11 protein-coding genes are annotated in these 12,811 nt (G+C 52.3%); 7 read left to right on the top strand and 4 right to left on the bottom strand.

The window, feature by feature from the left end:
- The first annotated feature begins 3 nt into the window (after positions 1–3).
- Both ACMYSL_RS16670 and ACMYSL_RS16665 read left to right on the top strand, forming a co-directional pair.
- Positions 4–624 (top strand): L-threonylcarbamoyladenylate synthase, encoded by a 621-nt coding sequence (locus tag ACMYSL_RS16670; protein ID WP_110273510.1) that lies wholly within the window; start codon positions 4–6, stop codon positions 622–624.
- 30 nt (positions 625–654) lie between these two features.
- On the top strand, positions 655–2,550 hold the full coding sequence (locus tag ACMYSL_RS16665) for a DUF2207 domain-containing protein (protein WP_434659121.1): 1,896 nt from the start codon (positions 655–657) through the stop codon (positions 2,548–2,550).
- Positions 2,551–3,030: 480 nt separating this feature from the next.
- Here ACMYSL_RS16665 and ACMYSL_RS16660 read toward each other — a convergent pair whose 3' ends face one another.
- Complete coding sequence (locus tag ACMYSL_RS16660) at positions 3,031–3,294, bottom strand: hypothetical protein (protein ID WP_181482510.1); 264 nt, start codon at positions 3,292–3,294, stop codon at positions 3,031–3,033.
- A gap of 536 nt (positions 3,295–3,830) precedes the next feature.
- Here ACMYSL_RS16660 and rluB point away from each other — a divergent pair.
- The 4 genes from rluB (at position 3,831) to ACMYSL_RS16640 (ending at position 9,630) form a co-directional block, all read left to right on the top strand.
- Positions 3,831–4,718: a 23S rRNA pseudouridine(2605) synthase RluB gene (gene rluB / locus ACMYSL_RS16655; RefSeq protein ID WP_110273507.1), complete on the top strand. Its 888-nt coding sequence runs from the start codon at positions 3,831–3,833 to the stop codon at positions 4,716–4,718.
- A gap of 179 nt (positions 4,719–4,897) precedes the next feature.
- Positions 4,898–6,262 carry an MFS transporter gene (locus ACMYSL_RS16650; protein ID WP_182238138.1) on the top strand — a complete coding sequence of 455 codons (1,365 nt, stop codon included), beginning with the start codon at positions 4,898–4,900 and terminating at the stop codon, positions 6,260–6,262.
- Between the two features lie 18 nt (positions 6,263–6,280).
- On the top strand, positions 6,281–8,632 hold the full coding sequence (locus tag ACMYSL_RS16645) for a beta-glucosidase (protein ID WP_434659120.1): 2,352 nt from the start codon (positions 6,281–6,283) through the stop codon (positions 8,630–8,632).
- Positions 8,633–8,655: 23 nt separating this feature from the next.
- Complete coding sequence (locus tag ACMYSL_RS16640; RefSeq protein ID WP_182238142.1) at positions 8,656–9,630, top strand: helix-turn-helix transcriptional regulator; 975 nt, start codon at positions 8,656–8,658, stop codon at positions 9,628–9,630.
- On the opposite strand, the gene cobO is transcribed toward ACMYSL_RS16640, so the two are convergent.
- On the bottom strand, positions 9,602–10,192 hold the full coding sequence (gene cobO, locus ACMYSL_RS16635; protein WP_182238145.1) for a cob(I)yrinic acid a,c-diamide adenosyltransferase: 591 nt from the start codon (positions 10,190–10,192) through the stop codon (positions 9,602–9,604). The genes ACMYSL_RS16640 and cobO overlap by 29 nt on opposite strands.
- A complete protein-coding gene (locus ACMYSL_RS16630; protein WP_434659119.1) occupies positions 10,189–10,950 on the bottom strand; it encodes a YciK family oxidoreductase in 762 nt (253 codons plus the stop codon). Before ACMYSL_RS16630 ends, cobO begins: the two co-directional genes overlap by 4 nt.
- Positions 10,951–11,204: 254 nt before the next feature.
- Between ACMYSL_RS16630 and sohB the strand changes: the two genes are divergently transcribed.
- Entirely contained in the window at positions 11,205–12,251 is a 1,047-nt protein-coding gene (sohB, locus tag ACMYSL_RS16625; protein ID WP_434659118.1) for a protease SohB, read from the top strand.
- A 56-nt stretch (positions 12,252–12,307) separates the two neighbouring features.
- Here sohB and ACMYSL_RS16620 read toward each other — a convergent pair whose 3' ends face one another.
- Positions 12,308–12,559: a YciN family protein gene (locus tag ACMYSL_RS16620; protein ID WP_004101388.1), complete on the bottom strand. Its 252-nt coding sequence runs from the start codon at positions 12,557–12,559 to the stop codon at positions 12,308–12,310.
- Positions 12,560–12,811: the final 252 nt, after the last annotated feature.

Below are 12,811 nucleotides of genomic sequence, written 5' to 3'. Positions count from 1 at the left end.
AGTATGAGCCAGTTTTTTTATGTCCATCCGGAAAACCCGCAGGCGCGGTTGATAAACCAGGCGGTGGAAATTGTGCGTAAAGGCGGGGTTATCGTATATCCGACTGACTCTGGTTACGCATTAGGCTGCAAAATCGAAGATAAAGGTGCGATGGAGCGGATTTGTCGTATCCGTGATTTGCCAAACGGCCATAACTTTACCCTGATGTGCCGCGATCTATCCGAGCTGTCGACCTATTCATTCGTTGATAACGTGGCGTTCCGGTTGATTAAAAACAACACGCCGGGTAACTACACCTTCATCCTCAAAGGGACCAAAGAGGTGCCGCGTCGTTTGCTGCAGGAAAAGCGTAAAACTATCGGTATGCGCGTGCCGTCGAACCCGATTGCGCAGATGCTGCTGGAAACTCTCGGCGAGCCGATGCTCTCAACCTCACTGATGCTGCCGGGAAGCGAGTTTACCGAATCTGACCCGGAAGAGATCAAAGATCGCCTTGAGAAACAGGTGGATCTGATTATTCACGGCGGCTATCTGGGCCAGCAGCCGACCACGGTTATCGATCTTACCGAAGATGCGCCGGTGGTGGTGCGTGAAGGCGTAGGGGATGTGAAGCCGTTCTTGTAATCTCCCAATTGTTCCACGGAAGGAATAGTGATGAAATGGATATTGATGTGTCGGTTTTTTCTTTTGCTATGGCTGTTCAGTGCTCCGTTCAGCCATGCGCGTTCAGATATTTTATCCCCCTCGACAGAAGCTATTTCTCTGTTTGACGTCCAGGCCACTATGCGCCCGGACGGCGTGCTGGATGTGCAAGAAAACATTCACTTCCAGGCGCGCAACAGGCAGATTAAACACGGTTTTTTTCGCGATCTTCCGCGCATGTGGGTGCGACCGGACGGTAACGCGGCCCTGCTGACGTATCATGTTATCGGCGTGACCCGTGACGGCAAACCTGAACCCTGGCAGCTTCGCTGGCGCAGGGGGACCATGAGAATCGTCGTGGGGGATGAACAGACTCTTCTGCCGGAAGGCGACTATCGCTACCAGGTGCACTATCAGGTCAGCAACGCGTTTATTCGCGATGGCGATGATGACGTGCTTATCTGGAACGTCACCGGCGATAGCTGGTCGTTCGAAATATACCAGGTTCGCTTCGCGCTGCAGCTGGCGGATGCTCAAGGGGATCCGTTTAAGCATATCGACTTTTTTACCGGCGATTATGGCGAAAGGTTAAAAAATGGCCACCTTCTGCCGGGCGGGCACATTGAGTCCCGCGAACCCTTCTACCAGCAGGATTTTACCGTACTCTATCGCTGGCCTCGTGCGCTGTTGCCTGATGCCGCAGAGCCGCAGGCGACTCATCTTCTCCCGCATCTTTTTATCCCCACGCTATCGTCGTTGATCGTCTGGATCCCCTGCGGGTTGTTGGCGGGTTATTTCTTATTTTTATGGCTACGCAGGCCGCGCTTTACTCCGGTTGACGTGCCGGAGCTGACGTCAATGTCCACGGAGTTTTCGCCCGGTTATCTGCGCATGGCGGCAAAGCAGACTTATGACGATAAAGGCTTTTGCGCTGATGTGACTAACCTGATTGTGAAGGGGCGGGTGGCGCTGGAGAGTGTGTCGGGTGACAAAACGCAGCAATGCCTGGTGAGGGTTCATTCGGGGGCGAGCAGAAAAAGCGATATACCGACCCAGGAAGAGCAGCTATTGATGGATCTGTTGTTCCGCAAGGGCGATAAGGTGGTGCTCAAAGGGCGCTACAATAGAACGCTGCGTAAAGCTTTTATTCGGATGGAGAAACATTATCGTCAGCAGCATAAGGGCGCGGGATATCGGCCTTTGAGCTTCCTGTTGTGTGGGATTGTGGCGATATTTGCGACTCAGGCTCTTGCTAATGCACAGAGTCCGGGCTGGACGGCCAGAACCTTAACTGCGGATTGTTTTGCGGGCCTTTTCTTCGTTCTTCCGCTTCTCTTTAGCGGCGTTAACCTGGTGGTTGAGAGCGATCTCGGCAAACCGATTCGCAAGAGTTTACTGGCAACGTTGTTCTTTCCGCTTATCGGTGGTGGCCTGATTTTTCTGCTTCTATGGGCAAAAATGGGTTTTTCGCTCTTTCAATGGTATATGCCCGCCGGATACTTCAGCGCCTGGTGCCTGACCGGCTATATCACCGCGCTGGGCTTTTGCTTGCTTCCACAGCTTACGCAATCAGGCCAGCAGCGCTTTGCCCGGGCCAGGGGGGTAATCCACTATCTGGAACGCCTGGAGGCCGCGACGTACAGCGGACGACGGCGCAAAGGCGAGTCCCGTTATCTGGATATTTCATTGCTTAGCTGGGCGGTGGCCGCAGGGTTGGGTAAGGAGTGGGCCAATCGCCTGGCTCCATCCCTGGCGGCGGCGATTAAGACGCCGGAGATAGCCAGATCCGGGATGTTGTTGTCCTTACAGGCGCATTTGAGCAGTGGGGCCTCCAGCGTTTCTGGTTTCGGCAGCGGCGGAGGATTTTCCGGCGGCGGTGCAGGAGGGGGCGGCGGAGGTGGATGGTAATATTTTCCCCGATACTCTGTAGCTGTCTTTTTTTCTTGAATGGAATGTGTGTATTTTTATCGACAGGTTAATAATGAAAACTATTAATTATAATAGGTGCGCAATTAAATATTATGTGTGTTTTTATGATGCAGTAGCAGTGGATTTAAAATTAACCTGAACCGTGATTTTTTATGAAATGACAGGGGCCTTAAGCCCCTTCATGATTAAATGTATATACCCGTCATACTTCAAGTTGCATGTGTGTTGGCTGCGTCAGTTCATCCCAGTCACTTACTTCAGTAAGCTCCTGGGGATTAATGAGAGGCTCCTGCCTCTCACCGGAGGCCAGCCTTCGGCTGGTCAAATTCGTTCCCGACGAATTTGTCACTTCCTTGCCGCGTACTCGGCCTTCGGGGCCAGCGCAAGCGCTGTTCAAGGCATGAGTGCTTTGTCCTGCAACTCGAATTATTTAGGGTATAGATTGTGACTTTATTGTGATTATGTATCGTCTGAACCAGCGTGGGCTGAGTCAACGCAAGGAATGACGGTATGCTGAGTCATGTTGAGCAACGATTCAATTTCAGAGAGTTTGTTTCTTAGTTTTACCGGTGATGGCATATTTCTTAATGAAAGAATGCAAATATCACCTTGTGCAACCACCATGTTTATGTCGGAAATTTTGATTATCATTTCATCGTTATTGCATGTTCTTATTTTGGCGTAACACACATCACGAAGTTTGAGGTGTTCAATGTTTTTCATTTTCAAAACTCATTTTTAAAATTAGACCGGGTATATGAGCTCATTCCAGACTTTTTGTTTTTAATTGAATAATGAATCCCAAAGGGGGTAAAACGAAATGTGAATTGAGAATAATCCTAAAAATTATAAATGGCAATACAATCATTAGTGTTATTGATGAAACAGGCCGCAACCGAGCAGGCGCTGACCCGCAATGATGAACTTCAACGCCTCTATGTCCCGAAAGCCTGATGACCGGCCTTTCCGGCCACAGGAAAATCCGTCAGCATGAATCATAATTGATAAGGTTTGTTTGTATCCTGGTGGAAAAGCACGGCCACATGAAACGCAAAGAAGCATTCATCTTAAAGTTCGTGTACCATGTTCGCCCACGCGAGAGGGCATGTCTCAATTTTGGCCGTTAAAACGACGCAGAACATGATATGCCTGGATGCAAAATATATATACAGAACATGGTGTTAGATCATAATTTTGATAGCGTCATGTTTTTCGAAGTATACCAGACGCCTGGGAAGGCGACACCTTAAGGATGCTCAATGAGCGAGAAATTACAAAAAGTGCTGGCCCGCGCTGGCCACGGCTCCCGCCGTGAAATTGAATCTAAAATCGAAGCTGGCCGCGTCAGCGTCGATGGCAAAATCGCTACTCTCGGCGATCGCGTTGAAATTGTCCCTGGTTTAAAAATTCGTATCGATGGTCACCTGATTTCGGTGAAAGAGTCTGCGGAACAAATCTGTCGCGTGCTGGCGTACTACAAGCCAGAAGGCGAGCTGTGTACCCGTAACGACCCGGAAGGTCGTCCGACGGTATTCGATCGTCTGCCAAAACTGCGCGGCGCGCGCTGGATTGCCGTGGGTCGTCTGGATGTAAATACCTGCGGTCTGCTGCTGTTCACCACCGACGGTGAACTGGCAAACCGCCTGATGCATCCGAGCCGTGAAGTTGAACGCGAATACGCCGTGCGCGTGTTTGGTCAGGTTGATGAAGATAAGCTTCGTCAACTGTCTCGTGGCGTACAGCTGGAAGACGGTCCGGCGGCGTTTAAAACCATCAAATTCACCGGCGGTGAAGGGATTAACCAGTGGTACAACGTGACGCTGACCGAAGGGCGTAACCGTGAAGTTCGCCGCTTGTGGGAAGCCGTTGGCGTACAGGTTAGCCGTCTGATCCGCGTTCGTTATGGCGATATTCCGCTGCCGAAGGGCCTGCCTCGCGGCGGCTATACCGAGCTGGATCTGGCGCAAACCAACTACCTGCGCGAGCTGGTGGAGTTGACGCCGGAAACCACTTCAAAAGTGGCGGTCGAGAAAGATCGTCGTCGCATGAAAGCGAACCAAATTCGTCGTGCGGTCAAGCGCCACAGCCAGGTCGGCAATAACAATAATAGCCGGCGCTCCAGCAGCCGTAATAACGGTAACGGTTAATGACTTTCGTTCCGGCGGGTAACCGCCGGAATTTTCGCTTTATTTTCTCCTGCCTGTGATATCTTTCACACTTCTGCATAAAGACAAAAAACGGGAAATTCCCGGACAAATAACGCAAAGCGCTGTGCCAGCCAACGCCATATACTGACGCCACTGATTACATAAACGGGTAGCCAAAAATGGATACAGCAGGAAAACTATCGGCAAGCTATGTGGTTATCGGCGTGAAAGAAAAAATAGGCTACGGCTTTGGTGACTTTGCCTCTAATTTATCATTCGGCTTTGTTTCACTTTTCTTATTATATTTCTATACTAACATTTACGGCATTAGCGCAGTGCAGGCGAGTTTGATTTTTGTTATTGCTCGCGTTATTGATGCTGTTTTTAATATCTTGATTGGTTTTGCTATCGATAAAACGCATAGCCGCTACGGCAAATTACGTCCGTGGTTATTATATGGATCAATACCGCTCGGTTTTTTAACCGTATTGTGTTTTGTGCCTTTTGGTGGCGAGGCGAAATTCTATTTTGCGTTGATCTCTTATACTATTTATTGTCTGGCATATACGGCGGTGAACACGCCATACTCAGCGTTAACCAACCGTTTGACTCAGCATGAAGCGTCCCGCTCATCGCTGTCGGTATACCGCTTTGTATTGGCGATTGTCGGCTATCTGATTGTTTCAACTACCGCGGATATGCTGATTTCACCGTTTGACGATAAGCAGTTGGGCTACGTTTTTGCGGTCTCTTGCTTCGCTCTGCTGGCGACTTTTTTGTTTCTTGCCTGCTTTGGGATGACTAAAGAACGGGTAGGTGAAGAAGAGGAGACGCCTGCGCCGACGTTAAGGGAAATGCTCCGCGCGGTGGCAGGTAACACACCGCTGATTAACCTGTCGCTGTTTACCGTCTTTTTCTATATTGCCTATACCGTATGGATGGCGATAGCGATCTACTTTATTAAATATATTATCGGTAATGAAGGGTTTACCTCAACCTTCTTTATGATTCAGTCAGCGGCCTATATCGTGGGTACCGTTATTTCGGAAAAAGTCATTGCGCTGATCGGTAAGAAGAAAATGACGCTGGTTGCGCTGCTGATTGGTATCTTCGGTGTGCTAATGCAATATTTTATTGCCGGCGACAATATCTGGCTGATCATGACCGGGGTATGCTTGTACAGTATTACGTTAGGGATGGGGTTTGTTTCCATGTGGTCAATGATTGCCGATACCGTTGAATATGCTGAGTGGCATCATGGTGTGCGGACTGAAGGCGCAATTTATGGCTTCTTTAATTTTATCACCAAAATAGCGATGGCGATTGGCGGCGGCTGCGCAGGGTGGATGCTGGATTATTATCATTATGATGCTGGCAATATTTCGAGCAGCGCAATCAATGGCATTAATATTTTGATGACGTTATTTCCCGGTGCGATGTTTGCGCTAAGCGCAATATTTGTCGCCTGCTATTCGCTGGATGAAAAAACCTATCGCGATATTGTGCAAAAAATCAGCCTGCGTAAACAACAGAACGCGCTTTAACCTCAGGGAGCCAGAGAGATGAATAACGATTTTAACACGACACTCGCCGTGATGAGCGTAGAAGACAAAGTGGCGCTGCTGACAGGTAGCGGCCTGTGGCGCACGGCTTCTCTACCACAGCATGGTATTGCAGATATCGTCATGACGGACGGTACTTACGGCGTTCGTTACAGCAGTGCGCAAATTGATGGCCGTGAAAAGTGGAGCATGGATGACTTTATCTCGGTCATCACCCAGACCGCAGACCAGGCCAGCGCAGAAGAATCTGCAGCGAAGGGGGGCAGTGAAGCGCTTTTCAGCGCCTCGCTCCCGGCAACCTGCTTTCCGAATGGCTCCAGCCTGGCCTGTAGTTGGGATGTGGAGCTGGTTCATCAGATGGGGCAAGCGCTGGGGACAGAGTGTCAGCAGATGGGCGTTGGGATCCTGCTTGGCCCGGGCATCAACATTCGTCGCACTCCGCTGGCGGGCCGCGGCTATGAATATTACGCCGAAGACCCGGTAGTCAGCGGCGACATCGCCGCGGCGCTGATTAACGGCCTGCAACAGGAGGGGGTTGGTGCCAGCCTGAAGCACTTTGCAGCGAATAACTCGGAGTACCGCCGCACGGAAATGGACTCGATTATTGAAGAACGGGCGCTGCGCGAAATCTATCTGGCGGGTTTCCAGCGCGCGATTAAGAAATCCCAGCCGTGGACGGTGATGTCCTCTTACAATCGCCTTAACGGGGTGCAGACGTCCCAGGACCCGTTTTTGCTCACCCAGGTACTACGCGATGAGTGGGGATATGACGGCCTGGTGATGTCCGACTGGTACGGGATCAAGGACCGTCCGGCCTCGCTGATGGCGGGCAACGACCTGGCGATGCCGGAAACCCGACGCGATAAACAAACGTTGCTGGCGGCGATTGAATCAGGCGAGGTGCCGATGGCAGTCGTGGATCGCGCCTGTTGGCGAATGTTGGCGCTGCTGGATAAAGTCCAGCGTCATCGTCGTCCGCAAACGCGCGCTGATTTTCCGGCGCACCATGCGCTGGCGCAACAACTGGCAGCCGAATCTATCGTCTTGCTGAAAAATGAAGATGATCTGCTGCCGCTGCGCTCAGGGAAGACGCCACGCATCGCGGTGCTGGGTAAGCCGGCGCAGGAGCCGGTGATTCAGGGCTCCGGATGCGCAACCACTGTGCCGTATCTACTGGATCGTCCGCTGGATGAAATTTTTGACCTCGCCGGGGATGATTTTAGCGTCTCCTGGGCGGTGGGTGCCCCGGACGATCTGCGCTGTGATGAACAGGCTTTGGCACAGGCCCGCGCCGTTGCGCAGGAGGCGGATGTGGCGGTGATCTTTGTCAGCACCGCCGTCGGTGAAGATGGCGAGAATGGCGATCGTCAGGACCTGAATATTCTGCCGGTTCATGAGCGGCTGATCCGGGAAGTGGCGGCGGTCCAGCCAAATGTGGTGGTGGTGCTGGCCAACAGCGATGCGGTCGTCATGCCATGGCTTGGTGAGTGTAAAGCGCTGCTGGAAACTTTCTTCGCCGGGCAGGGCATGGGCCGCGCGGTGGCGGAAATTCTTTTCGGCCAGCGTAACCCGTGCGGTAAATTAACCGTGACGGTTCCCAATTCGCTGGAAGAGACCCCCGCATGGCTGCACTATCCGGGAGAGAATCTACGTCATCACTACGGAGAAGGGCTTTTTGTCGGCTATCGTTACTACGATAAACGCCGCCTGACTCCGCTGTTTCCGTTTGGTTTTGGCTTAAGCTATACCCGATTTGTTTACGATAATATCGCGCTCTCAGCCTCCCGATTAGGGGAAAATGAGACCCTCAGCGTTTCGTTTGATCTGACCAACTGCGGAGCATTCGCCGGTAAAGAGGTTGTTCAGCTATATGTGAGTGCGCCTGACGGGGAACTGATTCGTGAAGTGCAGGCATTGAAGGCGTTCAGTAAAGTGGAACTGGCCGCAGGGGAAACTCGTCGCGTGAGCCTGCAACTGCCTGTTGCCGAGCTGGCCTGTTACCACCCATGCCTTGAAGATTGGGTGGTGACGCCGGGTCTCTGGAAGCTCCGCGTTGGTAGCTCATCCCGCGACCTGCCGCTCTGTGCTGAAATGACAGTGGACTGTCCGCCGCGCTATGTGCCGCTACGCGATGATAATTCGCTCCAGCAACTGATCCAACAGCCGGAGGCCTTTGCCCGCGTGGTGAATCTGATCGCTGATAAGAGCCCGTTGCCGGTGGATCAGGTGCGTGAAAAGCTGATTCGACTGGCTCCGGATCTGTTCTGCGGGTTGCTGATCGCGTTGACTGAATTCTTAGCATTGGATATCGATCGTGATGAGCTCAATGCCGTGCTGGCGGGGCGTAATTAACGGCTAACGACAGGAGATTGCGCATGTTCCCTTTTTCAGTCACTCATTCTCGCGCAGTGATGCAAACCGGACGGCAAACGGTAAACAGCGGCTATGAGCTGATTGCTTTTGACGCAGAGAAGCTGAACGTGTTTGCCGCCGAGGTGCGTTACTGCGAACCTCACTGGCATCCGGCTCCGGAGCTGATTACCGTGCTGGCGGGGCGCTTTACGGTCTCCGTGGGGCAGCAATGCGTGGAGCTGGCGCAGGGGGATATGCTGTATATCAACGCTGAAGAAGTGCACTCGCTTAGCGCGGAGGAGACGGGAAGCCAACTGGTGACCGTACAGTTTTCTCCCGGCCTGTTTGATGAGTTACATCCTTCTCCACTGCTGAGTTGGTGCACTTCCGGGCAGGTTTATTCGTCAACTGACAACGACGTACATCGACGCCTGGCGGCATTACTGGAGCGGTTGATTGATAACCACCCGCCGTTTCAACGCATCGCGGCGATTTATCTGTTATTAGATGCGATAGTGACCGCCGGGAAGCCGACGCAACATGCGGAAAGTACGCTGCGTGAAGAGGCGATGATCAAGAAAGGTATTGATTTTATTAATCAGCATTTTGACCAACCGCTGACCCTGAGCGAAGTCGCCAGCCATAGCGGGATGAGCTACTCATGGTTTTCGCGGCTGTTTAAAAAGGTCAGTCGGCATAATTTCAAAGAGTATCTGACGCTGGTACGGCTGAATAAAGCCCGCACCTTACTGCGCGACACCCGAACGCCAATCACCGATATCAGCCACAGCTGCGGCTTTCAGGAGCATAAATACCTGATTGCCGCATTTAATAAATACTGTGGGGTGACGCCGACCGAATATCGTAAACGCTTTGTCTCGCGGCAAAACATTCTCGAAAGCGAACTGGCTATGGGGGAAGATTGCCTGTGCCTGCCGCTTAATTATGCGTTGCTTGAACGGCTGACGCTTAGTAATCGATCCCCATCTGCGCCTTAATTCCGGCATCAAACGCGTGCTTAACAGGGCGCAATTCGCTGACGGTATCGGCCAGTTCGGTAATTTCACGATGGCAACCGCGACCGGTAATAATGACCGTTTGATGCGCAGGACGGTTGCGCAGGGCAGTCAGCACGTCTTCCAGCGGCAGGTAGTCATAGGCCACCATGTAGGTTAGCTCGTCCAGTAAAACGAGATCCAGGCTTTCATCGGTCAGCATTCTGCGCCCATGTTCCCAGACGGCGAGGCAGGCGGCTGTGTCGCTTTCACGATCCTGAGTATTCCAGGTGAAGCCGGTGGCCATCACCTGAAATTCAACGCCGTGCGGTTCAAGCAGATTGCGCTCGCCGTTCGGCCAGGTGCCTTTAATAAACTGCACAACACCGGCCTTTTTGCCATGCCCGACGGCGCGGGTAACGGTGCCAAAAGCAGCGGTAGTTTTGCCTTTACCGTTGCCGGTAAACACAATCACAATGCCGCGTTCTTCCTGGGCTGACGCCACACGGGCATCGACCTTATCTTTTACCCGCTGCTGGCGTTCACGGTAGCGTTCATCACTCATTGTGCGATTCCTGGTTTGCGGCCCGGTTGGGCGTCAAAAGTCATTCCCGTCTTGCGACGGCTGTCGTCGCCCATCAGCCACAGATAAACCGGCATGATATCGGCAGGCGTTTTCAATTTTTGCGGATCTTCGGTTGGGAAAGCATTGGCGCGCATTTTGGTGCGCGTGCCGCCAGGATTGATGCAGTTAACCCGCAGATGGCGGCTTTGATACTCCTCAGCCAGCACCTGCATCATGCCTTCGGTGGCAAATTTGGACGCCGCATAAGCACCCCAGTTCGCTCGCCCCTGACGACCCACGCTGGAGGAGGTGAAGACCAGTGAACCGGACTCAGATTTGAGTAATAAAGGAAGCAATGCCTGAGTGAGCATAAAGGTGCCATTTACGTTCACCTGCATAACCTGCTGCCATACGTCCGGCTTTTGTTCATCCATTGGGCAGATATCGCCCAACAGACCCGCGTTGTGCAGGACGCCGTCGAGACGCGGGTGATGAATAGCAATCTTCTGCGCCAACTGCTGGCACTCCTGCGGCGTGCAGGTCAACAGGTCAAGCGTGAACCATGGGGCAGGAATACCTCCTGCTTGCTGAATCTCTTGTGCGACGCGACGCAGCTTCTCTTCATTACGGCCAACCAGGATCACGCTGGCGCTGTAGCGGGCATAGGTCAGGGCGGCTTCACGGCCAATGCCGTCGCTGGCGCCGGTAACCAGGATGATGCGGTCCTGTAACAGGTGACGTTGCGGTTGATAATGCACGGCGACTCCTCGGGCGATCTGCTGACGATCGCGCTGGCTATTCGGTATCTTACTTTTGCGCTTTATGCCTGAAAGCGCCTGCTATTGCAATCAGCGAAACGGAAAGTCTTCGCGGAATTAATATCTTGCAACGATTTCATCGTCGCTGAAAAAAACAGGAATGCGCCTCGCATGCGACGCAAAGCACAAAGACTTCTCGCAGATGGCTGATGTACACTGTGCGTCAACGTCAGTGCTTTACACAAGGTGAAAACGTGGAATTACTTGCTCAATATGGCCTGTTTTTGGCCAAAATCGCGACCATTGTTGTCGCTATTGCGGTTGTCGTCGCCATTATTGTTAACCTGACTCAGCGCAAAAGGCAGCGCGGTGAGCTCCGGGTGACCAATCTTAGCGAGCAATATAAGGAGATGAAGGAAGAGCTGGCGGTTTCATTGCTCGACGGCCCACAGCAAAAACTGTGGCACAAAGGGCAAAAGAAAAAGCTTAAGCAGGAAGCAAAAGCGGCAAAGGCGCGCGCGAAGTTGGGCACGGCAGAGCCAGAAGGCAAGCCGCGCGTTTGGGTGCTGGATTTTAAAGGCAGTATGGATGCTCACGAAGTTAGCAGCCTGCGTGAAGAAATTACCGCGGTGCTGGCAGCGGTGAAAGCGCGGGATCAGGTCGTTATTCGCCTGGAAAGCCCCGGCGGCGTGGTGCATGGCTATGGTCTTGCCGCTTCGCAGCTGCAGCGCCTTCGTGATAAACAGATCCCGTTAACGGTAGCGGTAGATAAAGTAGCGGCCAGCGGTGGCTACATGATGGCCTGCGTGGCAAATAAAATCGTCTCTGCGCCGTTTGCCATTCTTGGTTCTATTGGCGTCGTGGCGCAGATCCCTAATATCAACCGCTTCCTGAAAAACAAAGATATCGACATTGAGCTGCATACGGCCGGACAGTACAAACGTACCCTGACGATGCTGGGCGAAAATACCGAAGAAGGGCGACAGAAATTCCGCGAAGACCTGAACGATACGCATCGGCTGTTCAAAGATTTTGTTCACCAGATGCGTCCCTCGTTGGATATTGAGCAGGTGGCGACCGGCGAACATTGGTACGGTACTCAGGCGCTGGAAAAAGGCCTGGTGGACGAAGTGGAAACCAGTGATGAACTGCTGCTGGGACTGATGGATAAGCACGAGGTCATCAGCGTGCGTTATCAACAACGTAAGAAGATGCTCGACCGCTTTACCGGCAGCGCGGCTGAAAGTGCCGACAAACTGCTGCTACGATGGTGGCAACGCGGACAAAAACCGCTGATGTAAACAAAACAACGCGAGGCTCACGCCTCGCGTTGTCGTATTAGCCCGGCAGGTAATGGTTAATCTGCCAGGTGATATTTATCAGACAGCTCATGTGCGAGGTATTTGAACATATTAAATACCGCCGTACTTTTTGCCGTTGGCAGACCCTGCTCATCAAGATAAAACTCGCCGCTGAATACCAGCACGCCGTTACGCTGAACGACGTCGGTAGCCTCGATCCCGGCTAACGTATCCTCATGTTCGCGAATGAGTTTATTGGCTTTTTCAAGCAGCGTCTGGCGATCGATGGGTTGGGTTGTACCTTGCATAAATGCCTCCTGTGGTTCTTCGCCGGTAGTCTACGCCGCGCGGCGGCGAGGGGCAAATTTTCCATTAATCTTGTTGGGGGAACCGCAGAGGCCTAATAAACATCAGTTTAGTGGCGGGATTTGCTTTTGCATGCTAATAAAGTTGCGTAACGAATTTTATCAGGTACAGTGTGACGCTTTCAGCGATCTGGTAGCAGATTTGCTTGACATTCGGCCAAAAATTATTCGTGCTATGTCGCCTGGCAAGATAAA

It is taken from the genome of Klebsiella sp. MISC125, assembly GCF_051131775.1.
Taxonomy (GTDB): Bacteria; Pseudomonadota; Gammaproteobacteria; order Enterobacterales; family Enterobacteriaceae; genus Klebsiella.
This window is presented reverse-complemented; position numbering and strand designations above follow the sequence as displayed.